Source organism: Modestobacter roseus (assembly GCF_007994135.1).
GTDB lineage: Bacteria > Actinomycetota > Actinomycetes > Mycobacteriales > Geodermatophilaceae > Modestobacter > Modestobacter roseus.
Map to the genome: position 1 here is coordinate 4133542 of NZ_VLKF01000001.1, position 23598 is coordinate 4157139.

The following is a 23598-nucleotide window of genomic DNA, read 5'->3' on the forward strand; positions in this document are numbered from 1 at the left end:
GCCGGCGGCCAGGGTCCTCGTCAGTCCACCGGCTCCTCGTCCGGGATGCCGTTGGGCGGCGGCGGCGCCTGCTCGCCGTCGAAGGGCTCGATCTCGGCGTCGCCGATGTCGGTGGTCATCACCGGCTGGACCTCCTCGGTGGAGGTGCCGGTGATCCGGCTGATCGACATCCCGCTGGTGCCCATGTGGCTGTCCGCGGAGTAGCGGAACGGCGCCAGCACCGGCCCCTCCCACTCGCTGCCGACCTCCTCGATGGCCTCCACCAGACCCTCCCGGGTCGGGTTCTGCCCGGCGGCCTGCAGCGCCTGCACGGTCGTGTACGCCTGCGCCATGCCGTAGATCCGGTAGTTGGTCAGCTCGCCCTCACCGCCGCACTCGTCCCAGATGCGCTGGAACTCCTGCACCCACGGGTCGTCGGGCTCGTCGACCGTCGGCAGGTAGTCGGTGGTCAGCGCGCCGTCGAGCAGGCTGGCGTCGCTCACCTGGCCCTGGGAGAAGTTGTTCAGCAGGCTGCCCACCAGCGTCGGGTCGGATCCGACGTTGGAGTAGAACCACTGCGGGTCGTAGCCCAGCTGCAGGGCGGCGAGCTGGGACAGCGCGGTGTAGCTGGGCACGTTGAAGCCGACGACGAAGTCGGCCCCGGCGGCCTGCAGCGCGGCGATCTGCGGGCCGATGTTGGTGTTGCCCGGGGTGTACCGCTCGGCGGCCACGACCTGGTCGTCGATGTACTCCCGGATGCCGGCCTCGCCGTCCTCGCCGAAGTCGTCGTCCTGCAGGAACAGCCCCACCTGGGCGTCGGGGAACTCCTCGGCGATGTACTGGCCGATGATCTTCCCCTCGCTCATGTAGTCGGTCTGCCAGCCGAACGTGTAGGGGTTGGTCTCCGGGTCCTCGCCCCACAGCAGCGAGCCGGAGGAGACGAACAGGTCGGGCACGCCCTCGCTGTTGAGGAAGTCCAGGACGGCGCTGTGCGTGGGGGTGCCCAGGCCGCCGACGATCGCGAAGACCTCGTCCTCCAGGACCAGCTGCTGCACCACCTGGCTGGTGTTCGTCGGGTTGTAGGCGTCGTCGCGGTAGACGTACTCGATCTCGCGGCCGTTGACCCCGCCCGCCTCGTTGACGCAGTCGTAGTAGGCCTGCGAGCCGGTCGGGATCTCGCTGTACCCCGGGGCGGCGACCCCGGTCAGCGGGAAGTGGGCGCCGAGCTTGATCGAGGTCTCGGTGACACCGATGTCGGAGGCCTCGTTGGCCCCGGCATCGCCACCGCCGCCACCCCCGCCACCCCCGCCGTCGTCACCACCGCCGCAGGCGGCGAGGGTGGCGACGGCGGCGGCCGCGGTCAGGGTGGTGGCGAGACGTCGGGAGGATCTGGACAACGGTGCTCCTCTGGTGCGGCCCGGGCGTCGTTGCCCGGGAGTGGGTGGGGGACGAGGGAGCGGGGCGCCGGGTCGACCTCACCCCCCGCTCGGACCGGCCGCCGACCGCGTGGCGCGGCGGGTGAGCCAGCGCCGGCGGACGGTGCCGACGACGCCGGCGGGCGCGAAGATCATCACGACGACGAGCACCACGCCGTAGACGAACGGGGCCAGCTGGGCCGCCTCGGTGTCGTTCAGGCCCCAGTCGCTGCCGAGGTCGGTGACGAAGGGCGGCAGGAAGACCAGCAGGGCCGAGCCGAGCAGCGCGCCGAGCAGGCTGCCGAGCCCGCCGATGACGATCGCGGTCAGCAGCGACAGCGACAGCACCAGCGTGAAGCCGCTGGGGGCGGCGAGCCGCACGACCAGCGCCAGCACCCCGCCGGCCAGCCCGGCGGCGGCCGCGCTGACGGTGAAGGCGAGCACCCGCCACAGGCCGAGGTCGATCCCGGCCAGCTCGGCGGCGACCTCCTGGTCGCGCACCGCGCGCCAGGTGCGGCCGATCCGGCTGTGCACCAGGTTGGCGAGCAGGAAGTAGGTGATCAGCAGGCAGATCGCCCCGAGGTAGGCCAGCCACTTGGTGTTGCTGGCCGCGTTGCCCGAGACGGCGCTGATGAACGAGTCGAACGCCTCCGGAGCCCGGGGCGCCCGCACCCGCAGGCCCTGCTCACCGCCGAGGAGGTCGTGGAAGTAGATCGCCAGACCGGGCAGGCCGACGGCGAGGGCGAGCGTGGCGCCGGCCAGGTAGGGGCCGTGCAGCCGGGCGGCGGCGACGCCGACCAGCGCACCGACCGCGGTGGCCACCACGACGGCGGCCAGCAGGATGAGCGGCAGGGGCAGCGGCTCCTCCGCGGAGAGGAACAGCGCGGTGGTGTACGCGCCGACCGCCATCAGCGCGCCGTGGCCGAGGGAGATCTGCCCGTTCATGCCGGTCAGCACGGTCAGCCCGCCGGCGGCGATGGCGTAGTAGCTCAGCGTCGCCAGCTGGGAGTTGGTGAACGGGTCGGTGATCTCCAGCAGCACCACCGCACCGACGGCGGCGACAGCCAGCACGAGCAGGTGCCGCAGCAGGGTCGAGCCGGGCAGCAGGGTGCGGCGTCCGGTGGGGGTGGGCTCGTCGGCAGCGGCGGTCGCCGGGCCGGGGGCCTCGTCGTCGGCGCGGCCGGCGGGCGCGGCCGGGCTCTGCAGGTCGCTCATGGGTCATGCCCTCCGGGCCGTGCTGCTGGCGAACAGGCCACCGGGGCGGACCAGCAGGACCACCATCAGGATCGCCAGGGCGGCGACGTTGACCAGCGCGCTGCCGCGCTCGACGTAGCCGCTGACGTAGCTCAGCGCCAGGCCGAGCACCAGCCCGCCGACGATGGCGCCGACGGGGGAGTCCAGCCCGCCGAGCACCGCGGCGACGAAGCCGAAGACGATGAGGCTGTCCATGTAGGCGGGGTAGACGAACTCCCCGCCGGCGATGAGCAGCCCGGCGAGCGAGCCGACGACGGCGGCCAGCGCCCAGCCCAGGGTGAGCATCCGGCCGACCCGGACGCCGAGCAGCCGGGCCACCTCCTGGCCGAAGGCCGAGGCCCGCATCGCCAGCCCGACCCGGGTGAACCGGAAGAGCACCACCAGCAGGGCCATGGTCAGCAGCACCGAGACGATGACGAAGACGCTGTTGGGGGTCAGCGCGATCCGGTCGTCGCCGACCTGGAAGCCCTGCAGCCCGAACGGGGTGCCGAAGGACTGGAACGAGGAGCCGAACACGATCGCGATGCCGGCCTGGATGGCGACGAACAGGCCCAGGGTCACGATGACGGCGTTCAGCTCCGGGCCGCCCTCGACCGGCCGGATCACCACCCGCTCGACGACGGCGCCCAGCACGAACCCCGAGGCCAGCGCCACGACCAGCGCGACCCAGTAGGACTGCCCGTCCTGGATCAGCGCCAGCGCGATGAACGTCGTCGCGGCCGCCATCGAGCCCTGGGCGAAGTTGACGATCCGGGTGGACCGCCAGATCAGCACCAGGGCCAGGGCGAAGGCGGCGTAGACCATGCCCTCGGTCAGCCCGGTGAGGGTGACGTTCACGAAGTACTGCACGGTGCGGGTGTCCTCCTGTCGGGCGGTCAGAAGCCGAGGTAGGCGTGCCGGAGCTGCTCGTCGGCCAGCAGGGCGGCGGCGGAGTCGGTGGCGACCACCCGGCCGAGGTTGAGCACGATGCCGACGTCGGCGACCGACAGCGCGCTGCGCGCGTTCTGCTCCACCAGCAGCACCGACAACCCGTCGCGGTCGACCAGCTCGCGCAGCAGCGCGAAGATCTGCGCCACGATCCGGGGCGCGAGGCCGAGCGAGGGCTCGTCGAGCAGCAGCATCCGCGGCTGGGCCAGCAGCGCCCGGCCGATGACGAGCATCTGCCGCTCGCCCCCGGAGAGGGTGTGCGCCGGGTTGTCCCGCCGTTCGGCGATCCGGGGGAAGAGGTCGTAGACCCGGTCGAACTCCGCCCGGCCGACCTTGCCGCGGAACAGCGCGCCGACCCGGAGGTTCTCCTCGACGGTCAGCTCGGCGATCACGCCGCGGCCCTCGGGCACGTGCGCCATGCCCTTGCGCACCATCACCTCGACCGGGGCGGCGGTGATGTCCTCGCCGTCGAGGGTGACCCGCCCCGACGAGGAACGGACCAGCCCGCTGATCGTGCGCAGCAGCGTCGTCTTCCCGGCGCCGTTGGCGCCCAGCACCGCGGTGATCTCCCCGGTGCCGGCCCGGAGCGAGACGCCGTCCAGTGCCCGCACCGGCCCGTACGCGGCGGTGAGCTCGCTGACCTCCAGCAGCGTGGACCCGCGCCGGGGCGCGACCGCGGTGCTGCCGCCGGCCGGCTCAGTCATGCCGCACCGGCTCGGCCGCGCCGGCCGTCCCGACCTCGTCCCCGAGGTAGGCCTCGGTGACGGCGGGGTCGGCCTGCACCTCGGCGGGCGTGCCGGCGGAGATCCGCCGGCCGGAGTCGAGCACGGTGATCCGGTCGCACACCCGCATCACCAGGTCCATGTGGTGCTCGACCAGCAGCACGCTCATCCGGCCGGAGAGGGTGCGGATCAGCTCGCCCAGCTCGCGCATCTCGTCCTCGGCCAGTCCGCTGGCCGGCTCGTCGAGCAGCAGCAGGTCCGGGTCGCAGGCCAGCGCCCGGGCCAGCGCGACCCGCTTCTGCAGCGGGTAGGGCAGCCCGCCGGGGTACGCGCCGGCGTACCGCTCCGCGCCGAGGTCGGCCAGCGCGGCGGTGGCCCGGGCGCGCAGTGCCCGCTCGTCGCGATCCGAGCGCGGCAGGGCGAGCAGGGCGGAGGCGAACCCGGCCCGGGCGTGCCGGTGCGCGCCGACCATGACGTTCTCCAGCACGGTGAGCCCGGCGAAGAGGTTGACGCCCTGCAGGGTGCGGGCGATGCCCATGCCGGCCAGCTGGTGCGGGCGCAGCCGGCGCACCGGCTCACCCCGCCAGGTCATCTGCCCGCCGCTGGGGCGGACCAGTCCGCAGGCGACGTTGAACAGCGTGGTCTTGCCGGCTCCGTTCGGGCCGATCAGGCCGTGCACCTGGCCGGGCTCCACGGTGAGCGAGACGTCGGCGAGCGCGGTGACGCCGCCGAAGGCGACCGTGATGCCGGTCAGCTCCAGGCGGGACGTCCGAGGGTCCGCCCGCTGCCGTTTCCCGCGCGGGTGGACGGCGGTGCTGCCTGCGGTCGCTCTCGGCTCCGCCAACGGGCCCACGGCTCCTCTGCCTCGGGTCGACGCCGGCCCGCGGGGCCGGTCGCGTCGGGGAGTCCCGACGCCTCCGAGCCTGCGGTGTGGTGAGAGGGGTCACAATGGGCGCCCAGCACAGTGATGACCCGCCGTGGTTGTGCACTGTGTCCAAGGTCACAACGAGGTGACGGTGAGGAGGTGGCCGGTGCAGCCCTTCCGGCCGCAGGTGGCAGCCCGGCTGGCGGAGCTCGCGCCGCCGCTGCTGGACCGGCTCGACGCGATGGCCGACCGGATGGCCGGCATCCTGACGCGCACCGAGAGCACCTACGCGGCCCAGTCGCCGGCCGTGCTGGCCGAACTGCACGCCTCCATCCGGGAGAACCTGGAGCGCGGGGTGCGGACCCTGGTCGCCGGCGGGGACGACGGGGGCGAGGCCGCGCTGGACGCCGCGCGCGAGGTGGGCCGGCGACGGGCGGTCCAGGGGATGCCGCTGGAGACGGTGCTGCGCGCCTACCGGCTCGGCGGTCAGGTCACCTGGGAGGAGCTCCGGCGGGCCGCCCAGGAGGCCGACGCCCCGGGGGACAGCGAGCTGCTGCTGGAGGTGGCCGGTTCGGTGTGGCACGTCAACGACCGGCAGTGCGCCGCGCTGGCCGAGGCCTACCGGTGCGAGGAGCGGCGGCTGGCGGGCATCGACGACCAGGCGCGGCAGCAGGTGCTCGACGGGCTGCTCAGCGGCCGGGGCGACGACCCGGTCTTCGTCCGCGCCGCGGCCGAGCTGCTCGCGCTGCCGCTGGACGGGCGGCTGGTCTGCGTCGTCGCGCCCCCGGACGGCGCCGGTGCCCCCATGCTGAGCGCCCCCGGGGCCCGGCTGCTCAAGCGCGGGGTGCGGTCGGTCTGGGGTTGGCGCTTCGGTGCCCAGGTCGGGGTGGTCGCGCTGGGGAACCGCGGGGCCGGGGAGCTGGCGGACTGGCTCGCGGAGCTGGCCGAGGGGCCGGTCGGGCTCTCCGCCGTCGTCGAGGGCGCGGCGGCGATCGCGGCCGCCTGGCGGCTGGCCGACACCGCGGCCCGGACGCTGCCACCCGGCAGCCGCGCGGTGGCGCCGATCGACGAGCGGCTGCCCGAGGCGTTGCTGATCAGCGCCCCGGAGATCGCCGACCGGCTGGTGGAGCAGACCCTGGGCCGGGTGCTGGCGCTGCCCGGCGACGAGTGCGAGCTGCTGCTGGGCACGCTCGCGGCCGTGCTGGCCGCCGACGGCTCACCGACCCGCGCCGCCGACGCGCTGTACTGCCACCGGAACACGGTCATGCACCGGCTGCGCCGGATCGAGCAGCTCACCGGCCGCTCGGCGACCGATCCCCGGGCCCGGTTGCTGTGGCAGCTCGCCCTGCTGGGCACCGGGCACCGGCGGCCGGCCGAGCGTCACTGCAGGTAGTTCTCCACCTGCGGCTCCGGCCGCGGCTGCGCCTCGTCCGGGTCCTCGTCGTACTGGCGCTTGGCGTCCCGCTGGCGCTGCAGGTCCCACAGCTGGTCGCGCTCGTGCTCGATGTGGGTCAGCCGGGCGCGCTGCTCCTCGGTGTGGTCGCCGGTCTCGCGCAGCCGGCGCTCCTCCTCGGCCAGGTCGTGGATCCGCTGGTGGATCTGCTCGTCGTCGAGGTGCTCGTGCTCGGAGTGCTCGTGCTCGGTCATCTCGTCCTCTCCTCGTGCGTCGACGTCCCCTTGCCCCGTGAGCGGGGAGCTCACGCCTGGGGTGTCCCGGGCTCGGGTGTCCAGCCCTCCACGAACGCGGCCAGCCGGCGGGTGACCGCACCGCCGGACCGGCCCAGCGCCAGCAGGGCCGCCCGCTCGAGTGGCACCCGCACCGGGCGGCGCACCGGCTCCGGCGCGGCCCGGACGGCGTGCCCGGCGGCGACCAGCTCGGGCACGGGGCGGTCCAGCTGGGCCCGCACCCGGTCCAGCGCGGCGGCGGCCGGCCCGGCGTTGCCGGTCACCAGCGCGGTGACGAACGCGGGGTCGCTGCCGGCGACCCGCGTGCCGTCGCGGAAGCTGCCGGCGGCCAGCGACAGCGCCAGCGGCCCGGCCTCGCCGGCCGCGGCCGCGAGCGCGGCGGCCAGCAGGTGCGGGACGGCGCTGATCGCGGCGACGGCGTCGTCGTGCTCGGCGGCGGTCACCGGCACGACCTCCGCGCCGACGGCGAGGGCGATCTCGGCCACCCGCAGCCAGCGGCGCAGGTCGGTGCCCGGCTCCAGGCACAGCGCCCACCGGGCGCCGCGGAACAAGTCGGGGTCGACGGCGTCCGGGCCGGACCGCTCGGTGCCGCACATCGGGTGGCCGCCGACGAACCGCTCCCCGAACGCGGCGCCCAGCTCGGCCAGGACCGGCGCCTTCACCGAGCCGACGTCGGTGACCGTGGCGCCGGGGTCGACCCGCAGCCCGTCGAGCGCGCTGCCCAGCGCCGGCAGCGGGACGGCGAGGACGACGACGCCGGTGAGCTCCTGGGTCACGAAGACGCCGTGCTCCTCGGCGGCGGCGCGGGCGGCCGGGTCGACGTCCCAGCCGGACACCGCCCGCCCGGCGGCGGCGAGCGCGGCGGCCAGCGACCCGCCCAGCTGGCCCAGGCCGACCACCGAGACCGGCGGGGCCGGCATGGTCGGCACGGGGAAGGGGCCCGGGCGCGCGGGGGTCGTGCTCACCGGGTCATCGGCCATGATCAGAGGCTATGACGACCCTCCCGGACGCCGGCGCCGGACTGCGCCCGAGCTTCGCGGTGCGGGTGGCCCGCGCCGACGGCGGCTGGCGGTGCGAGCTGCTGGCCGCCGACGCCTCCGACGAGCTGCCCGTCCTCGAGCGCGCCCTCGCCGAGCCCGCCGCCGCGGGCTGGCCCGGCCCGTACGTGCTGGTCGTGGACAGCCGGCTGTACTTCGTCGTGCTGCGGCCCGGCCCCGGCGGGATGGTGCGGGCGCTGATCTCCGACGCCACCTTCCAGGAGTGGCTGCTGGCCGCCGAGACGGTCGAGCGCTACGGCATCCCGGTCGACGACGCGACCTTCGACGAGGACGAGGAGGGCTGGCCCGGGGGCGACCTGGACCTCTTCGCCGACGCCGGGCTGCCCGCCGAGGAGCTCGCCACCCTGCTGTCGTCGGACGAGCTGTGGGCCGACGAGATGGTGCTGGCGATCGCCGCGCGGCTGGGGTTCGCCGACCAGCTGGCCGAGGTGGCCGCGCCGTGACCGGCGTCGTCCCGGGGGTCGTACCGGACGCCGTCGACGCGGCGATGGTGCGCGCGCTGGAGCTGGCCGCGGCGGCGCAGCAGTGGGGTGACACCCCGATCGGCGCCGTGGTCCTCGGGTCGGACGGCGCGGTGCTGGCCGAGGCGGCCAACGAGCGGGAGAAGCTCGGCGACCCCACCGCGCACGCCGAGGTGCTGGCCCTGCGGGCGGCCGCGCGGGCGCACGGCGACGGGTGGCGGCTGACCGGCGCGACGCTGGTGGTCACGCTCGAGCCCTGCACCATGTGCGCCGGTGCGAGCGTGCTGGCCCGGGTGGCCCGGGTGGTCTACGGCGCGGACGACCCGAAGGCGGGCGCGGCCGGATCGCTGTGGGACGTCGTCCGGGACCGTCGGCTCAACCACCGGCCCGAGGTGACCGGCGGTGTCCGGGCCGAGGAGTCGGCGGCGCTCCTACGCGCCTTCTTCCGCGCGAAGCGGGGCCTGTAGTCTCTCCGGCGGTGGCGTGTCCGAGCGGCCGAAGGAGCACGCCTCGAAAGCGTGTGAGGTGCAAGCCTCCGTGGGTTCAAATCCCACCGCCACCGCCAGCCGAGAGGGGCGGCGCCCAGCCGGGCGCCGCCCCTCTCGCGTTCACACCGGCTCGTCGTAGTCGATGAGCAGCTGGCCGCCGTCGCCGCGGACCAGCTCGATCCGGTGCTGCTCGGGCGAGGTGCCGCCGTTGCGGGCGACGAAGGTCACCGGGGCGCGGGCCACCAGCGAGCCGTTCTCGGCCGACACCGCCCCGAGCCGCACCTCGCTGAACCGGTTCCAGAAGCGCACGTAGGCAGCCCGGCTGCCGATCGCCGCCCGCAGGCGCGGGCCGGTGCGCTCCCACGCCTGCTGCGGGTTGCCGGGCAGCAGTGCGTAGTACGAGGTCACCGCGTCGCGCACCGCAGCCGCGCCGTCCGGTGCGGGCGCCGGGGGCTCGGTGGTCGGTGGGGGAGCCGGCTCGCTGGTGGACGGCGGGGGAGTCGAGGGCGGCGCCGGGGTGGAGGTCGGTGTCGGCGTGGGGGTCGGCGTCGGTGTCGGGGTCGGCGTCGGTGTCGGGGTGGGCGTCGGGTCCGCGGTCGTCGCCCGCGCCTCGGTGGTGGGCTCCGGCGTGGGGCTGCTGCGCTGCGCCGTCGGCCCACCGGCGCCGTTCTCCCGCCCGGCGAGCGCGAAGCCGCCACCGACCAGCCCACCGACGACCAGCAGGGCGAGCAGCGCGACCACGAGCCGTCGGCCTGATCGGCGACGACGAGGCGCGGACGCCGGCCGGGCACCGGTCGACGTCCCGGCGGGCGGGGTGCGGGAGGACAACGGGGTGCTGGCGGACGGCGGGGCGGCGACCGGGGGCGGCGGCGCGTGCGCCGGGGCGGGCAGCGGCCGGCCGTCGTCGTCCACGGCCCGGAGGTCGGCCATCGTCGGGGGCAGCGCCGTCCGGGCGGCGAGCACCTCGGTGACGTCGCCGTCCTTCCCGGCCACCAGCCGGGCCAGCTGGTCGCGGACCTGGGTCATCGAGGGGCGCTTGCGCGGATCGGAGTTCAGCATCCGCATCAGCGGCCGGCCGAGCGCCCCGGCGTGCCGCGGCTTGGCGACGTCCCCGCCGGCCACCCGGTGGAGCATCTCCAGCGGGTTCTCGGTCATCCCGAACGGCGGGGTGCCCTCCAGGCAGGCGAAGAGCGTGGCGCCCAGGGAGAAGACGTCGCTGGCCTGGTCCGGCTCCCGGCCGCGCGCCACCTCGGGCGCCAGGTAGGCCGGCGTGCCCTTGACCACCCCGGTCTGGGTCAGCGACACGTCGCCGGTGGCCCGGGAGATGCCGAAGTCGGTGATCTTGACCAGGCCCTCGCTGCGCTCGCCCTCGCCGATCAGCACGTTGCCCGGCTTGACGTCCCGGTGCACCACCCCGGCCGCGTGCACCGCGGCCAGCGCATCGGCCACCTGGGCGCCGATCTGGGCCACCTGGGTCACCGGCAGGGTGCCGCTGTCGTGCAGCACCTGGGCCAGGCTGCGCGAGGGCAGGTACTCCATGACCAGCCACGGCGTGCCGCCGTCGTCGACCATGTCGTAGACGGCGACGGCGTGCGGGTGGCTGAGCCGGGCGGCGATCCGCCCCTCGCGCATCGCCGCCTCGCGGTGCCCGGCGGTGGCCTCCGGGTCGCTGCCGGCCGGGATGAGCACCTGCTTGACCGCGACGTCGCGGCCCAGCAGCTCGTCACGAGCCAGCCACACCGCGCCCATCGAGCCGCCGCCGAGCCGGGAGCGCAGCAGGTAGCGCCCGGCCACCCGGGATCCCGGAGCGGTCACCGGCGCCGTCCCGCGGGCGCTCGCAGCTGTCCGAGCACTGGGGTCAGGCGGAGGCCGGGGCCCCGTACCGGCGGGCGTACTCGGCCTGGGCCCCCTCGGGCAGGGCGTCGTACAGCTCGCCCAACTCGGCCAGCGACGCCTCGGGCAGCTCGTCGAACAGCTGCGACCAGCTCGGCGGCTCTTCCTGGTGGCTGCGGGTGAGCAGCAGCTCCCAGGCCCGGGTCTGCCGGTCGCGCTGCGCGCGCTCGGCGACCATGCCGGACAGGTAGGTGTCCTTCGCGGCGTCCTTCTCCGCGCGGGTCGCGTCGGCGGGGAGGTTGCTCGGGTCGGTCTCCCGCAGGGCGGTGACGATCGCGGCCACCACCTCGGGACGCACCTGCTCGGTCTCGCTCATCGGGCTCCTCCCGGTCGCTGCGGCTGCCGGCGGTCGCCCTCCGGTCCGGCTCACTCAACCACCCCCGTCCCGCGTCGGCCGGGCGGGTCGGGGGCGGCGGCTGACGCGCGTGTGGCTGCCCGGTAGAGTGCCCGGCACTGGAGGATTCGCCTAGTGGCCTATGGCGCTCGCTTGGAAAGCGGGTTGGGTGCAAGCCCTCGGGAGTTCGAATCTCCCATCCTCCGCAGGTAGAGCGCCGTCACGGCGCCGAGCATCAGGGCCCCCCCGGCCAGCGCGGTCGGGGCGAGCCGCTCGCCCAGCAGCGCGGTGGCCAGCGCCGTCGCGGTCAGCGGCTCGAGCAGCGTCACGATCGAGGCGACCGCCGCCGGCACCGTGCGCACCCCGGTGAAGAACAGGCCGTAGGCCAGCGCGCTGGGCACCACACCCAGGTAGACCAACGTGCCCAGCGCCAGCGGGTCGCCGGTCAGGTCGAGCCCGGCGACCAGCGCCACCGGGGTCAGCAGCAGCGCGCCGAGGGTGAACCCGGCCGTCGTCGTCGGCACGCCGTCGGGCACCCCGGCCGAGGCCAGCACCACCCCGGCGTAGGCCACCGCGCAGCCGACCGCGGCCAGCGCGCCCAGCAGCACGGTGTCCCCGGCGTCGGCACCGGCCGACACCCCGACCAGCAGCACCAGCCCGACCAGCGCCACCGCCAGCGCCGCCGTCGTCGCCCGGTCCGGCCGGCCGTGCCCGAGCACGGCCGCACCGACGGCGACCAGCAGCGGGGCCAGCCCCAGCGCCACCAGGGTGGCGATGCTCACGCCCGCGGTGGCGACGGCGGCGAAGTAGGCGCTCTGGTAGACCGCCAGCCCGGCGCCGACCAGCAGCAGCCGGGTGCGCACCGGGGCGGTCAGCGGCGCGCGTGGGGCGGTGCGACGACGGCGGGTCAGCGCATGCACGGCCAGCAGCGCGGCCGCCCCGATCGCCATCCGGTGCCAGGCGACGTCGAGCGGGTCGAGGTCGGTGCGCCGGGCGACCAGGTCGCCGCTCACCCCGGAGGTGCCCCAGCACAGGGCGGCGAGGACGACGAGGGCGAAGCCCCGGGCCGACGGGGCGGGCGTCGGCGGGGCCGACGCGACCGGGACCACGGGGCCGGGGGACATGGCGCGGGAGCCTAGCCGCGGGCCGGAGGGGCGGCAGCCGGGTTCCCGGCGTCCTCTACAGTGGGACCCGACCCCTCGTACGGCGTCACCCTGTGAACCTCCCCAGGGCCGGAAGGCAGCAAGGATAAGCGGGCTCTGGCGGGTGTGCGGGGGGTCCCTTGCGTTCCCAGCCTCCTCCCAGGTCCGTGCGGTCCACTGCCCCCATGACCCGTCGCACCTGGTGGATCGTGCTCGCCGTGGCGCTCGTGGTGGCGGCCGGAGCCGTCCTCGGCCCGCTGGTCTACGCCGCACTGCAGGACGACGCCGCACCCGCGCCCACCGTGCAGGCCCAGCCGGAGGACGTCGAGCTGACCGCCGACACCGACGGCACCTGGACGATCGGCCCCGGCTCCACGGCCGGCTACCGGGTCGACGAGGTGCTCAACGGCGCGGACGTCACCGTGGCCGGCACCACGGAGGAGGTCACCGGCTCGGTGGTCGTCGCCGAGGGTGACCTGACCGAGGCCGAGGTGACCGTCGACGTCGCCTCGATCACCACCGACAGCGACCGGCGGGACGGCTACTTCCGGGACAACGTGATGGACGTCGCCGCGAACCCCACCTCGACCTTCACCGTGACCGAGCCGGTCGACCTGCCCGAGCTCACCGGCACCCCGGTGACCGTGCCGGTGACCGGGGAGCTCACCCTCGCCGGCGCGACGCAGCAGGTGACCGGCGACTTCTCCGTCGTCCGCACCGCCGACGGCGTCGAGGTCTCCGGCGCGGTGCCGGTGACCTTCGCCGACTTCGGCATCGAGCCGCCTGACCTGGGCTTCGTCCGGGTCGAGGACACCGGCGCCGTCGAGATGTTCCTCCGGCTGACCATGTGACCGCCGGTCACCACTGCTGCGCGGCCAGGTCGACCAGGGAGAGCAGTCCACCCGCCCCAGCGTCGGTGGACGCCCCGGGCTCCTCGGCCGCGGACAGGACCCAGTAGCCCGCACCCCCGCTGTCGGGCACCCGCAGGGTCCACACCGTCCGGTCGTCCTGCCCGGTCGGGCACAGGGTCAGCGGCGTCACGTCCACCGTGCTCGGCATCGCCTGGACGGTGCAGTCGCCGCGGGCGACCTCGACGTCGACCTCGCGCACCATCTCCTCCTCGTCCTGCCCCTCGGTCAGGGACAACGCGAGCGTCAGTCCGGGGGCCGACCACCGGCAGCCGTCGACCAGACCGGCGCCCTGCTCGGCACGCACCGCGCCGTCGACCGGTGCGTGGTCGGGGCAGGACAGGTCGGTGCCCGCGCGCAGCTCGAGCGAGGGGTCCCGGCCGGCGAGCGAGTCGGCGACCAGCGCGATGCGGGCTGCCAGGGCGGCCTCCTGTGCGGCGGCCTGGGCGCTGGCCTGTTCGGCCGCCGACCGTGCCGCCTCGGCCTCCCGCGCGTCACGCGCTGCCGACGAAGCGGCCCAGGCGGCGTCCTCCTCGGTGGGCGTCCTCGGGCCGAGGCCGGCGACCTGGCCGCCGGGCTCGGGGGCGGAGCTGAGCGCGCCCATCGTCGTCGGCACGCCGATCACGATCGCCGCGACCGCCGCGGCCAGCCCGGCGATCCCGACCCGGGTCCGGCGCTGCCGCCGGTGCCGGGCGCGCGCGGCACCGGCCTGCGCGACCGGGTCGGTGTGCGGCGCGAGGTCGTCGGCCAGGTGGCGCAGCTGCGTGGGCAGGGTCTGCTCGAGGTCGTTCACGACTGCCTCCTCGCGGTGGTCGTCACGGTGGTGGTCGTCAGGTCGGGGTCGTCGGCGAGCAGCACACGCAGGGCGGCGAGCCCGCGGGTGACGTGGTTGCCGACCGTGCTGACCGAGCAGCCCATGAGGCGGGCGGTGTCGGCCTCGCTGAGGTCGTCGAAGTAGCGCAGCACCACGGCCGTGCGGACCCGCGGCGACAGCTGCAGCAGCGCCCGCCGGACGCGGTCGCCCTCGGCGTGCGCGGACTGGTGGTCACCGCCGCCCCGGTCGGGGAGGGTCTCCATCACCTGCTCGGTGCTGCTCAGCCGGCGCCGCCAGCTCAGGTGGGCGTTGACCATGATCCGGCGGACGTACGCGGCCGGTTCGTCGGCCCGGGAGACCTTCGGCCACGCGCCGTAGGCCTTCGCCAGGGTGGTCTGCACCAGGTCCTCGCCGAGCCCGCGGTCGCCGGTCAGCAGGCAGGCGGTGCGCAGCAGCTGGCTGCCGCGTTCGACGACGAACTCGGTGAACTCGTCGTCCCGCTGGTCCCTCACGTGCGCCTCCTGACGTCCGTCTCCACCCGTGCAGACGCGGTGGACCCCCGGTGCGCCCCCATGTGCTCCGGATATCGGTTCGGCAACGGCCGGACGGGACCGGCGCACCGGGTGTGCCGGGGCGCCCGGAGCGTCGGTGCGGCCACGTAACCTCGCGGCGTGGCTCTGGCGCTCTACCGGAAGTACCGCCCGGCGACCTTCGCCGAGGTGGTCGGGCAGGAGCACGTCACCACCCCGCTGGTGAACGCCGTCGACGGCGGACGGATCAACCACGCCTACCTGTTCAGCGGCCCGCGCGGGTGCGGCAAGACCTCCTCGGCGCGGATCCTGGCCCGCTCGCTGAACTGCGAGCAGGGGCCGACGTCGACCCCGTGCGGTGTCTGCGCCTCATGCATCTCCCTGGCGCCCGACGGCCCCGGGTCGATCGACGTCATCGAGATCGACGCGGCCAGCCACGGTGGTGTCGACGACGCCCGCGAGCTGCGCGAGCGCGCGTTCTTCGCCCCGGTGCACAGCCGCTACAAGGTCTACATCGTCGACGAGGCGCACATGGTCACCACGCAGGGCTTCAACGCCCTGCTGAAGGTGGTCGAGGAGCCGCCGGAGTTCCTGGTCTTCGTCTTCGCCACCACCGAGCCGGAGAAGGTGCTGCCGACCATCCGGTCGCGCACCCACCACTACCCGTTCCGGCTGGTGCCGCCGAGCACGCTGCGCGGGCTGCTGGAGAAGACCTGCGCCGCCGAGGGCGTCACGGTCGAGCCCACGGTCTTCCCGCTGGTGGTGCGGGCCGGCGGTGGCTCGGTGCGCGACTCGCTGTCGATCCTCGACCAGCTGCTGGCCGGCGCCGGCACCGAGGGGGTCACCTACCGCGAGGCGGTCGGCCTGCTCGGCGTCACCGACGAGGCGCTGCTCGACGAGACCGTCGACGCGCTGGCCGCCTCCGACGCGCCCGGGGTGTTCCAGGCCGTCGACCGGGTGGTCGAGGCCGGGCACGACCCGCGGCGCTTCGCCACCGACCTGCTCGACCGGCTGCGCGACCTGATCGTGCTCAACGCCGTGCCCGAGGCCGGGGGCAACGGGCTGCTCGACTGCCCGCCCGACCGGCTCGACCTGATGACGCGTCAGGCGCAGGCGCTGGGTGCGGCCACGCTGTCCCGGCTGGCCGACACGGTGCACGAGGGCCTCACCGAGATGCGCGGCACGACGGCGCCCCGGCTGCTGCTGGAGCTGGTCTGCGCCCGGATGCTGCTGCCCGGCGTCGACGGCTCGGCCACCGCCACCCTGCAGCGCCTCGAGCGGCTCGAGCGGCGGATGTCGATCGCCGGCGAGCACGCCGGACGGCCCGTCGATGCGGTCGCCGCGCCTCCGGTCAGCGCACCCCCGGCCGCCGCTCCGGTCCGCGACGCCGCTCCGGTCCGCGACGCCGCCCCGGTGCGGGAGGCTGCCGCGCCGGTCCGCGAGGCTGCGGTGCCGGTCCGTGAGGCGCCGGCGCGTGAACCCGCCGCCGAGTCCGCCTCGTCCCGTCCGGCCTACGTGCGGCCGTCCCAGCGCGGGTCGGCCGAGCCGTCCCGGGCCGCAGCGCCGGCGCGGCCCGCGACCCCGCCGGCGGCTGCCCCCGAGGGGGACGACGGCTGGCCGGTGACTGCGCAGCCCGGCTCAGCCGCCCCTGCTCGGCCGGCCCCGGCCTCGGCCCCGGCCGCGCCGGCCCGCCCGGCCGAGGACGAACCGGCCCCGGCGCGGGAGGAGCCGCGGCGCCCGGCCCCGGCCGCCGGCGAACCGGACATCCCCCTGCCGCCCGAGCCCACCGACGACGAGGACTGGCCGCAGACCACCCGGCCGGCGGCGCCCGTCAGCCGGCCCGCGCCGCAGCGCGCTGCAGCGGAGTCGGCGCCCGCGCCCCGGGGTGGCGAGCCCACCCCGGTGGTCTCGGCCAACCCCGAGCCCGCCGCTGCCGACAGCGGCCAGCTGACCACCGCCGACGTCCGGCGGATCTGGCCGGAGCTGATGGGCGTGGTCAAGCGGCACAAGCGCACCACCGAGGCGCTGCTGAAGAACGCCCAGGTGCACGACCTCGCGGCCGGCACGCTCACGCTGAGCACCACCTCCCCGGCGCTGGCCCGGCGGATCAGCGACGACCTCAACAAGGACGTGCTGCGCCAGTCGCTGGAGGAGCTGCTGGGCGTGCGCTGGAAGGTGCAGGCCGTCGTCGACACGCCCGGCCAGCCGGCCGCCGGAGGCCCCTCGGTCACCCCGGAGGCCGCCCGCGCGGCCGCCGAGGCAGCGGAGACCGCCGAGGCGAACGAGCTGATGGCCGAGCGCGACGCCGCCCCCGGTTCGGACGACCACACCCCGGCCGTCGACGCCGAACAGGCCGCGCTGGCGCTGCTGCGCGCCCAGCTCGGCGCCCGCCCGATCGACAGCTGAGCGCACCGCGCGCGAAGTCCTCTCCGGGATGTCGTGCACTGAGTCACCAGGTGACTCAGTGCACGACATCGCGCAGGACACCGGTCAGGCCGGCGCCGGCTGCCGCGCCGGCGGGTCCAGGGCCCGGAAGCGGGCCAGCGCGATGACCGAGACCACCGGCCCGGCCGCCAGCAGCACCAGCGTCCAGCGCCAGGTGACCAGCTCGGCCAGGTAGGGCAGCGCGCTGATGGTCACCACGGTGAGCAGGAAGCCGGTGGCGGTCTGCACGGTCAGCGCGGTGCCCACCCACCGGCGGTCGGCGACCTCGCTCAGCAGCGTCGAGTACATCGCGGAGTCGGCGATCACCGCCGCCCCCCACACGCACGCGAAGACCGCCAGCGCCGCCGTCGGCCACGACCACGCCCACGGCGAGAGCAGGCAGCAGACGCCGCTGGTGCCGACCGCGACCGCGGCCACCGGCGCCCGCCCCCGCCGTCCGGCCAGCCACCCAGCGAGCACGCAGCCGGCCGCCCCGCACAGCCCGAACGCGACCAATGCCAGCAACGCCACCGTCGAGGTCGAGGTGCCCGGCGCGACCTCCGCGCGGGAGGCCGTCAGCCAGGCCGTGGCCCAGGCCCACAACGCGTAGAGCTCCCACATGTGGCCCAGGTAGGCGAAGTTCACCAGCCGGGGGCGGGCCGCCCGGAACCCGTCCAGCGCCTGCGACGCGCGCGGTGGAGTGCCGACCGCCAGGTGCGGCCCGGCCCGCAACAGCGCGACCGCCAGCAGCCCGGCCACGGCGCCGCAACCGGCCGCGATGCCCAGCACCGCCCGCCACCGCTCACCGATCAGCCCGACGAACAGCTGGGGGAGCAGCGACCCGAGGGTGAGCGCCCCGACCAGCACCCCGAGCGCCAGCCCGCGGCCGCGCGCGCCGAACCACGAGGCCATCAGCTTCATGCCGATCGGGTAGACCAGCGCGAGGCCGGCCCCGGTGAGAAACCGCAGCGCCCCGCCCAGCAGCGGCCCGTCGGCGACCGTCGCCACCAGCAGCGTGCAGCCGGCCGAACCCAGCGCCCCGGCGGCGAACAGCCGCTCCGGCCGCACCCGGTCGGCCAGCCCGGTGACCGCCGAGGTGAGCGCCCCGGCGACGAACCCGAGCTGCACCGCGACGGTGAGCGCCACCCCGCCGCCGGTGCCCAGCCCCCAGTCGGTGCGCAGCAGCGGCAGCACCGCCGAGGCGGAGAACCACACCGCCAGCGCCAGCACCTGGGTCAGGGCGATCAGCCCCAGCTGCCGGCGCGGGCCGGTGCGCGGGACGTCGAGGGGTTCGGCCGGCACACCGGTCAGCGTGCCCCGTCGCGGTCCGGCCGTCGCGCCCGGCGTCGGGTGTCGGTCCGAGCACCTACTCTCGGGGGCATGGGACCCGGTGGACAGCCCGACATGCAGCAGATCCTCAAGCAGGCGCAGCAGATGCAGCAGCAGCTCGCCGCCGCGCAGGAGGAGCTCGCCCAGACCGAGGTCACCGGGTCCGCCGGTGGCGGCCTGGTCACCGCCACGATGACCGGCAGCGGTGAGATCACCGCGCTGACCATCGCGCCGGCCGCGGTCGACCCCGACGACGTCGAGACCCTGCAGGACCTGGTCGTCGCCGCGCTCCGGGACGCCCAGCGCGCCGTCGGCGAGCTGACCGCCTCCACCATGGGGCCGCTCGCCGGCGGCCTCGGCGGTGGCGGCGGGCTCGGCCTGCCCGGCTTCTGATCCACCCCCGCGGGCCCGGCCGCGGCCGGGCCCCGTCCCTTGCGAGGAGAACCGTGTACGAGGGCGCTGTCCAGGACCTGATCGACGAGCTCGGGCGGCTGCCCGGCGTCGGTCCCAAGAGCGCGCAGCGCATCGCCTTCCACCTGCTGGCCGCCGAGTCGGCCGACGTGGGCCGGCTGGTCGCCGCGCTGCAGCGGGTGCAGGCCGAGGTCCGCTTCTGCGTCACCTGCTTCAACGTCGCCGAGGGCGAGCAGTGCCGCATCTGCCGTGACCCGCGGCGCTCGCTCGACGTCATCTGCGTCGTCGAGGAGCCCAAGGACGTCGTCGCCATCGAGCGCACCCGGGAGTTCAAGGGCCGGTACCACGTGCTCGGCGGCGCGATCAGCCCGATCGAGGGCATCGGCCCCGACGACCTGCGGGTCAAGGAGCTGATGACCCGGCTGATGGACGGCACGGTGACCGAGCTGATCATCGCCACCGACCCCAACCTCGAGGGGGAGGCCACCGCGGCCTACCTGGCCCGGCTGGTCGGGCCGCTCGGCCTCGCGGTCTCCCGGCTGGCCAGCGGGCTGCCGGTGGGCGGTGACCTGGAGTACGCCGACGAGGTCACCCTGGGCCGCGCGTTCGAAGGCCGCCGCCGCATCGACGCCTGAAGAAGGACCTCCCTGCCCCCCACCCGCTCGCAGGCTCGCGGGCGGGCCCCTGCAGGGAAGCCGTTCCAGCACGTCACCGGTGGTTGAGGGTTCAGTCACAACGGCGGTCCGGAAGTGGCGGCCGCGGTGGTCACGGGGGAGTCTGAACGGGTGGTCGAGCCGGGTTCGTTGACGCGTCGCCGCGCCATCGACCTGATGCGCGTCGCCAGCACGCTCTGACGGGGTACTCCCCACGAGTCGGACGCGCCCGGTGGCTCCCGCCCCGGCGTCCGGTGAGCAGCGCCCGACCGCCCGCACCTGCCCGAGGACCCGCCCATGATCGAGCTGTCCGACGTCCGCAAGGTCTTCCCCGCCCGCCGCGGTGCCGGCGAGGTGGTCGCCGTCGACGGCGTCAGCCTGTCGGTCGCCCGCGGTGAGTTCGCCGGCGTCGTCGGCCCCAGCGGCTCGGGCAAGAGCACCCTGGCCCGGCTGGTGAACCTGCTGGAGCGGCCGACGTCGGGCACGGTCGCCGTCGACGGGCAGGTGCTCACCGACCTCGACGAGGACGGCGTCCGCCAGGCCCGCCGCAGCGTCGGGATGATCTTCCAGCACTTCCACCTGCTCGACTCCCGCACCGCCGCCGGCAACGTCGAGCACCCGCTGGAGCTGGCCGGGATGGGCCGCGCCGAGCGCCGCCGCCGGGTCGCCGAGCTGCTCGACCTCGTCGGGCTGGCCGACCGGCACGGTTCCCGGCCCGCCCAGCTCTCCGGCGGGCAGAAGCAGCGCGTCGCCATCGCCCGCGCGCTCGCCGCCCGCCCCACCGTGCTGCTCTGCGACGAGGCGACCTCCGCGCTCGACCCGGCGAGCACCGCCGGCGTCCTCGACCTGCTGCGCACGGTCCGCGCGGAGCTCGGCCTCACCGTGCTGCTGATCACCCACGAGATGGCCGTGGTCAAGGCGGTCTGCGACAGCGCGGTGCTGATGAGCGACGGTCGGGTCGTCGACGGCGGCCCGCTGGCCGAGGTGCTCACCCGCCCGGACTCCCCGCTGGCCGCCCAGCTGGTGCCCGCGCCGCCCGTCGACCCCGCCGACGGCGACCTGGTGGCGGTCACCGTCACCGACGCGGCCCCCGAGGGGCAGGTGCTCCGGGTGCTCGCCGGTGAGCTGGGACTGTCCGTCGAGGTGGCCGGCGGCTCGGTCGAGTCCGTCGCGGGGCACCGCTTCGGCCGGCTGCTGCTGCGCGTGCAGGGCGACGACGGCGGCCGGCTGGACACCGCGCTGGCCCGGCTCCGCGCCGACGGTGCCCTGGTCGAGCGGGCCGTGCCCGGCGGTCGGCGCCCGCTGCCCGGTGCCGACGACGAGCCGGAGCAGCCCGCCGAGCCCGACGTCCAGCAGCTCGCCGACGCCCCGGAGGTGCAGCGGTGAACTGGGACCGCATCGCGCCGCAGCTGGTCGACGCCACCGGCGAGACGCTCTACATGGTCGGCGTCTCCACCGCGCTCACCGTGCTGCTCGGCGTCCCGCTCGGGGTGCTGCTGACGGTGACCTCGCCGGGTGCGCTGGCGCCGCACCCGCTGCTGAACCGGGTGCTCGGCCTGGTGGTCAACCTGGGCCGCTCGCTGCCGTTCATCATCCTGCTGGTGCTGGTCGCCCCGGTCACCCGCGGCATCGTCGGCACGACCATCGGGTCGACGGCGACGATCGTGCCGCTCACCATCGGCGCCGTCCCGTTCCTGGCCCGCCTGGTCGAGACCAGCCTGCGCGAGGTGGCGCACGGCAAGGTCGAGGCCACCCTCGCCATGGGCGCCCGCCGGCGCGACGTCGTCCGCACCGTGCTGCTCCCCGAGGCGCTGCCGTCGCTGGTCGCCGGCGTCACCGTCACCGTCGTCGCGCTGATCAGCTACTCGGCGATGGCCGGGGCGATCGGCGGCGGCGGGCTCGGCGACTTCGCCATCCGCTACGGCTACCAGCAGTTCCGCACCGACATCACCGTGGTCACGGTCGTGGTGCTCCTCGCCGTCGTCCAGGCCCTGCAGTGGGCCGGCGACCGCTGGGCGCGCCGCCTCGCCCACGCCTGAACCCCACCCGACCGAGCAACGACAGAGGACACCCATGCGCTCGAAGCTGACCCTGACCGCCGCCGCGTTCACCACCGCCCTGACCCTGTCCGCCTGCGGGGGCGGCGACGCCGAGCTCTCCGCCGCCGACGAGCCGTTGCAGGTCGGCGCCTCGCCGGTGCCGCACGCGGAGATCCTGCGGTACATCGACGAGGAGCTCGCCGACGACGCCGGCCTGGACCTGGAGATCGTCGAGTTCACCGACTACGTGCAGCCCAACACCGCGCTGGACGACGGGTCGATCGACGCCAACTACTTCCAGACCGTGCCCTACCTGGAGGAGCAGGAGGCCAGCGCCGGCTACGACTTCACCGCGCTGGAGCCGGTGCACATCGAGCCGCTGGGGCTGTATTCCGACACCCTCACCGACCTGGCCGACCTGCCCGACGGCGCCACGGTGGCCATCCCCAACGACCCGACCAACGCCGGGCGCGCCCTGGAGCTGCTGGCCGCCAACGACCTGATCACGCTGGCCGACACCGGGGACTCCGCGCCCACCGCGCTGGACGTCGAGGGCAACCCGAAGAACCTGCAGATCACCGAGATCGAGGCCGCCCAGCTGCCCCGCTCGCTGGCCGACGTCGACGCCGCGGTGATCAACGGCAACTACGCGATCGACGCCGACCTGGTGCCGGCCGAGGACGCGCTGGCGCTGGAGGAGGCCGAGGGCAACCCCAATGCCAACCTGCTCGTGGTGCGCGCCGGCACCGAGGACGACGAGCGGATCCAGCAGCTGGAGGAGCTGCTGCACTCCGACGAGGTGCGCACGTTCATCGAGGACACCTACGAGGGCGCGGTCATCCCCGCCTTCTGAGCTGGTGCGCGGCCGGCCCGGGGGCGCCGGGCCGGCCGCACCTCACCCCTCGACGACGACGTCGTCGCCGCGGCGGACCGCCCGGCGCACCCGCAGCCGGGCCACCTGCCCGAACCAGCGCACCAGCGTGGTGTAGCCGGGGGTCGGGCCGTGCCAGCCGAGGAACCCGCGCGGGCCGGTGACCATCTCGCCGGTGGAGGTGTCGTAACGGGCCTGGTGCCACGGGCAGACCAGGCAGCCGTCGGCGTCCACCGACCCCTCGGCGAGGTCGGCGAGCTGGTGGCGGCAGCGCCGGGACACGGCGGACAGCCGGTCGCCGGTGTTGACCACCGCCCACGGTCCGGCGGGGCGGACGGCGCCGGGTGGCAGGTCGGTGGCGGGAACGCGGTCGGGCACGGGGACTCCCTGGTCTCGGGAACGGGGCTCGGGAACGGGGCTCGGGGACTGTTCTCGGTGGGTGCCGGGGCACCTACCCACGGCAGCGACACGGGAGACGTCGTCGCGGGATCCGGTGGCCCGGGTCCGGGAGACCGCGAAAGCGTCGGGACCCGGCGGGACGGTCACCTCCTCGGCCGTCCGACCGAGCGCAGTCCTTCCCGAGGAGGAGACATGCCCACCCGTGACACCGCCTGGCCCGCCGGCACGCCCTGCTGGGTCGACCTCGGCACCCCCGACGTCGACGCCGCCCGCGCGTTCTACGCGGCGTTCCTCGACTGGACCTACACCGATCCCGGTCCCGACGCCGGTGGCTACCTGATGTGCCTGCGGGACGGGCACCAGGCCGCGGGCCTCGGCCCGCAGCAGGACCCTGCCGACCCACCGCGGTGGACGACGTACCTCGCGACCGACGACGCCGACGCGACGGCGGCCCGGGTCACCGCGGCGGGTGGCAGCGTGCTCGCCCCGCCGATGGACGTCGGCCCGGCCGGCCGGATGGCGATCGCCGCCGACCCGCAGGGCAACCCGTTCGGCCTGTGGCAGGCCGGGGCGACGACCGGGGTGCAGGTGTTCAACGAGCCCGGGTCGCTGGTCTGGAACGAGGCCGCCGTCGACGACCCGGCCGCGGCACGGGAGTTCTACACCGCGGTGTTCGGGTTCGCCTGGGAGGAGCTGCCCGGCGAGGACGCGTACTGGACCTTCGCCATCGGCGACCGCCCGCTCGGTGGGCTGAGCGGCGTGGTGGAGGGCCTGCCGCGCGGGTGGGGCACCTGCTTCTCGGTCGCCTCCGCCGACGAAGCGGTGCGGGCGGTCGAGTCCGGCGGCGGCAAGGTGCTGATGCCGGCCGAGGACACCCCGTTCGGCCGGTTCGCCGTCGTCGCCGACCCGCACGGCGCGACGTTCTCGGTGATGCAGGAACTCGGCGGCTGAGCACGACGAGGCGGCCGGGCCGCCCCGGCGGTCCGGCCGCGGCGG

At 75.6% G+C, this 23598-nt stretch carries 24 protein-coding genes, 2 tRNA genes, 1 other RNA gene and 1 pseudogene; 14 read left to right on the forward strand and 14 right to left on the reverse strand.

Annotated elements, in window-relative coordinates:
• Window positions 1–20: 20 nt before the first annotated feature.
• The 5 genes from JD78_RS19750 to JD78_RS19770 all read right to left on the reverse strand — a co-directional run bounded on the left by JD78_RS19750 (window position 21) and on the right by JD78_RS19770 (window position 5150).
• The gene (locus JD78_RS19750) at window positions 21–1376 is read right to left on the reverse strand and encodes an ABC transporter substrate-binding protein (protein ID WP_228395172.1); all 1356 of its coding nucleotides are present in this window, start codon (window positions 1374–1376) and stop codon (window positions 21–23) included.
• A 78-nt stretch (window positions 1377–1454) separates the two neighbouring features.
• Entirely contained in the window at window positions 1455–2609 is a 1155-nt protein-coding gene (locus JD78_RS19755) for a branched-chain amino acid ABC transporter permease (protein ID WP_153360555.1), read from the reverse strand.
• 3 nt (window positions 2610–2612) lie between these two features.
• Complete coding sequence (locus JD78_RS19760; RefSeq protein ID WP_153360556.1) at window positions 2613–3497, reverse strand: branched-chain amino acid ABC transporter permease; 885 nt, start codon at window positions 3495–3497, stop codon at window positions 2613–2615.
• 26 nt (window positions 3498–3523) lie between these two features.
• Window positions 3524–4279, reverse strand: coding sequence for an ABC transporter ATP-binding protein (locus JD78_RS19765; RefSeq protein WP_153360558.1), 756 nt, complete (start codon window positions 4277–4279; stop codon window positions 3524–3526).
• Window positions 4272–5150, reverse strand: coding sequence for an ABC transporter ATP-binding protein (locus JD78_RS19770; RefSeq protein ID WP_153360560.1), 879 nt, complete (start codon window positions 5148–5150; stop codon window positions 4272–4274). The genes JD78_RS19765 and JD78_RS19770 overlap by 8 nt, the downstream gene beginning before the upstream one ends.
• A gap of 178 nt (window positions 5151–5328) precedes the next feature.
• Between JD78_RS19770 and JD78_RS19775 the strand changes: the two genes are divergently transcribed.
• Complete coding sequence (locus JD78_RS19775) at window positions 5329–6555, forward strand: PucR family transcriptional regulator (protein WP_153360562.1); 1227 nt, start codon at window positions 5329–5331, stop codon at window positions 6553–6555.
• Here the strand turns inward: JD78_RS19775 and JD78_RS19780 are convergent.
• Entirely contained in the window at window positions 6543–6809 is a 267-nt protein-coding gene (locus tag JD78_RS19780) for a DUF2630 family protein (RefSeq protein ID WP_153360564.1), read from the reverse strand. The genes JD78_RS19775 and JD78_RS19780 overlap by 13 nt on opposite strands.
• Before the next feature lie 50 nt (window positions 6810–6859).
• Window positions 6860–7828, reverse strand: a complete 969-nt coding sequence (locus JD78_RS19785) for a prephenate dehydrogenase (protein ID WP_153360566.1) — start codon at window positions 7826–7828, stop codon at window positions 6860–6862.
• Between the two features lie 11 nt (window positions 7829–7839).
• Here JD78_RS19785 and JD78_RS19790 point away from each other — a divergent pair, with 11 nt between their 5' ends.
• The 3 genes from JD78_RS19790 (at window position 7840) to JD78_RS19800 (ending at window position 8932) form a co-directional block, all read left to right on the forward strand.
• Entirely contained in the window at window positions 7840–8349 is a 510-nt protein-coding gene (locus JD78_RS19790) for a tRNA adenosine deaminase-associated protein (RefSeq protein WP_153360568.1), read from the forward strand.
• Complete coding sequence (locus JD78_RS19795) at window positions 8346–8834, forward strand: nucleoside deaminase (protein WP_228395173.1); 489 nt, start codon at window positions 8346–8348, stop codon at window positions 8832–8834. Before JD78_RS19790 ends, JD78_RS19795 begins: the two co-directional genes overlap by 4 nt.
• A 10-nt stretch (window positions 8835–8844) precedes the next feature.
• Window positions 8845–8932 (forward strand) — tRNA-Ser (locus tag JD78_RS19800).
• A gap of 43 nt (window positions 8933–8975) precedes the next feature.
• Here the strand turns inward: JD78_RS19800 and JD78_RS21835 are convergent.
• Window positions 8976–10670 (reverse strand): serine/threonine-protein kinase, encoded by a 1695-nt coding sequence (locus JD78_RS21835; RefSeq protein WP_208104161.1) that lies wholly within the window; start codon window positions 10668–10670, stop codon window positions 8976–8978.
• 43 nt (window positions 10671–10713) lie between these two features.
• Window positions 10714–11064: a hypothetical protein gene (locus tag JD78_RS19810; RefSeq protein WP_153360570.1), complete on the reverse strand. Its 351-nt coding sequence runs from the start codon at window positions 11062–11064 to the stop codon at window positions 10714–10716.
• 139 nt (window positions 11065–11203) lie between these two features.
• Between JD78_RS19810 and JD78_RS19815 the strand changes: the two genes are divergently transcribed.
• Window positions 11204–11288: transfer RNA gene (locus JD78_RS19815), tRNA-Ser, on the forward strand.
• Between the two features lie 66 nt (window positions 11289–11354).
• Here the strand turns inward: JD78_RS19815 and JD78_RS19820 are convergent.
• A pseudogene (locus JD78_RS19820) lies at window positions 11355–12206 on the reverse strand (DMT family transporter); the annotation flags it as partial.
• A gap of 66 nt (window positions 12207–12272) precedes the next feature.
• Here JD78_RS19820 and ffs point away from each other — a divergent pair.
• Window positions 12273–12368: signal recognition particle sRNA small type (gene ffs, locus JD78_RS19825), an RNA gene on the forward strand.
• 41 nt (window positions 12369–12409) lie between these two features.
• A complete protein-coding gene (locus JD78_RS19830; protein WP_153360572.1) occupies window positions 12410–13075 on the forward strand; it encodes a YceI family protein in 666 nt (221 codons plus the stop codon).
• 7 nt (window positions 13076–13082) lie between these two features.
• Here JD78_RS19830 and JD78_RS19835 read toward each other — a convergent pair whose 3' ends face one another.
• Both JD78_RS19835 and JD78_RS19840 read right to left on the reverse strand, forming a co-directional pair.
• The gene (locus JD78_RS19835) at window positions 13083–13925 is read right to left on the reverse strand and encodes a hypothetical protein (RefSeq protein WP_153360574.1); all 843 of its coding nucleotides are present in this window, start codon (window positions 13923–13925) and stop codon (window positions 13083–13085) included.
• Window positions 13922–14458 (reverse strand): SigE family RNA polymerase sigma factor, encoded by a 537-nt coding sequence (locus JD78_RS19840; RefSeq protein ID WP_153360576.1) that lies wholly within the window; start codon window positions 14456–14458, stop codon window positions 13922–13924. The genes JD78_RS19835 and JD78_RS19840 overlap by 4 nt, the downstream gene beginning before the upstream one ends.
• A 159-nt stretch (window positions 14459–14617) precedes the next feature.
• Here JD78_RS19840 and JD78_RS19845 point away from each other — a divergent pair, with 159 nt between their 5' ends.
• Window positions 14618–16882 (forward strand): DNA polymerase III subunit gamma and tau, encoded by a 2265-nt coding sequence (locus JD78_RS19845; RefSeq protein ID WP_153360578.1) that lies wholly within the window; start codon window positions 14618–14620, stop codon window positions 16880–16882.
• Between the two features lie 84 nt (window positions 16883–16966).
• Here JD78_RS19845 and JD78_RS19850 read toward each other — a convergent pair whose 3' ends face one another.
• Window positions 16967–18202: an MFS transporter gene (locus JD78_RS19850; RefSeq protein WP_153360580.1), complete on the reverse strand. Its 1236-nt coding sequence runs from the start codon at window positions 18200–18202 to the stop codon at window positions 16967–16969.
• Between the two features lie 78 nt (window positions 18203–18280).
• Between JD78_RS19850 and JD78_RS19855 the strand changes: the two genes are divergently transcribed.
• The 5 genes from JD78_RS19855 to JD78_RS19875 all read left to right on the forward strand — a co-directional run bounded on the left by JD78_RS19855 (window position 18281) and on the right by JD78_RS19875 (window position 22185).
• Window positions 18281–18622: a YbaB/EbfC family nucleoid-associated protein gene (locus JD78_RS19855; RefSeq protein WP_153360582.1), complete on the forward strand. Its 342-nt coding sequence runs from the start codon at window positions 18281–18283 to the stop codon at window positions 18620–18622.
• A 53-nt stretch (window positions 18623–18675) separates the two neighbouring features.
• A complete protein-coding gene (recR, locus tag JD78_RS19860; protein WP_153360584.1) occupies window positions 18676–19275 on the forward strand; it encodes a recombination mediator RecR in 600 nt (199 codons plus the stop codon).
• A 315-nt stretch (window positions 19276–19590) separates the two neighbouring features.
• On the forward strand, window positions 19591–20679 hold the full coding sequence (locus JD78_RS19865) for a methionine ABC transporter ATP-binding protein (RefSeq protein WP_153360586.1): 1089 nt from the start codon (window positions 19591–19593) through the stop codon (window positions 20677–20679).
• The gene (locus JD78_RS19870) at window positions 20676–21332 is read left to right on the forward strand and encodes a methionine ABC transporter permease (RefSeq protein WP_228395174.1); all 657 of its coding nucleotides are present in this window, start codon (window positions 20676–20678) and stop codon (window positions 21330–21332) included. Before JD78_RS19865 ends, JD78_RS19870 begins: the two co-directional genes overlap by 4 nt.
• 34 nt (window positions 21333–21366) lie before the next feature.
• Window positions 21367–22185, forward strand: coding sequence for a MetQ/NlpA family ABC transporter substrate-binding protein (locus JD78_RS19875; protein WP_153360588.1), 819 nt, complete (start codon window positions 21367–21369; stop codon window positions 22183–22185).
• Window positions 22186–22227: 42 nt separating this feature from the next.
• Here JD78_RS19875 and JD78_RS19880 read toward each other — a convergent pair whose 3' ends face one another.
• Window positions 22228–22581, reverse strand: a complete 354-nt coding sequence (locus JD78_RS19880) for a Rieske (2Fe-2S) protein (protein ID WP_153360597.1) — start codon at window positions 22579–22581, stop codon at window positions 22228–22230.
• A gap of 213 nt (window positions 22582–22794) precedes the next feature.
• Here JD78_RS19880 and JD78_RS19885 point away from each other — a divergent pair, with 213 nt between their 5' ends.
• Window positions 22795–23553, forward strand: a complete 759-nt coding sequence (locus JD78_RS19885) for a VOC family protein (RefSeq protein WP_166521349.1) — start codon at window positions 22795–22797, stop codon at window positions 23551–23553.
• Window positions 23554–23598: the final 45 nt, after the last annotated feature.

What these genes read in the sequence shown, in the direction of transcription:
- JD78_RS19885 (WP_166521349.1), top strand. Translation starts at nt 22,795, where the DNA reads ATGCCCACCCGTGACACCGCCTGGCCCGCCGGCACGCCCTGCTGGGTC.
- JD78_RS19755 (WP_153360555.1), bottom strand. Translation starts at nt 2,609, where the DNA reads ATGAGCGACCTGCAGAGCCCGGCCGCGCCCGCCGGCCGCGCCGACGAC.
- JD78_RS19785 (WP_153360566.1), bottom strand. Translation starts at nt 7,828, where the DNA reads ATGGCCGATGACCCGGTGAGCACGACCCCCGCGCGCCCGGGCCCCTTC.
- JD78_RS19790 (WP_153360568.1), top strand. Translation starts at nt 7,840, where the DNA reads ATGACGACCCTCCCGGACGCCGGCGCCGGACTGCGCCCGAGCTTCGCG.
- JD78_RS19830 (WP_153360572.1), top strand. Translation starts at nt 12,410, where the DNA reads ATGACCCGTCGCACCTGGTGGATCGTGCTCGCCGTGGCGCTCGTGGTG.
- JD78_RS19765 (WP_153360558.1), bottom strand. Translation starts at nt 4,279, where the DNA reads ATGACTGAGCCGGCCGGCGGCAGCACCGCGGTCGCGCCCCGGCGCGGG.
- JD78_RS19855 (WP_153360582.1), top strand. Translation starts at nt 18,281, where the DNA reads ATGGGACCCGGTGGACAGCCCGACATGCAGCAGATCCTCAAGCAGGCG.
- JD78_RS19875 (WP_153360588.1), top strand. Translation starts at nt 21,367, where the DNA reads ATGCGCTCGAAGCTGACCCTGACCGCCGCCGCGTTCACCACCGCCCTG.
- JD78_RS19865 (WP_153360586.1), top strand. Translation starts at nt 19,591, where the DNA reads ATGATCGAGCTGTCCGACGTCCGCAAGGTCTTCCCCGCCCGCCGCGGT.
- JD78_RS19810 (WP_153360570.1), bottom strand. Translation starts at nt 11,064, where the DNA reads ATGAGCGAGACCGAGCAGGTGCGTCCCGAGGTGGTGGCCGCGATCGTC.
- JD78_RS19780 (WP_153360564.1), bottom strand. Translation starts at nt 6,809, where the DNA reads ATGACCGAGCACGAGCACTCCGAGCACGAGCACCTCGACGACGAGCAG.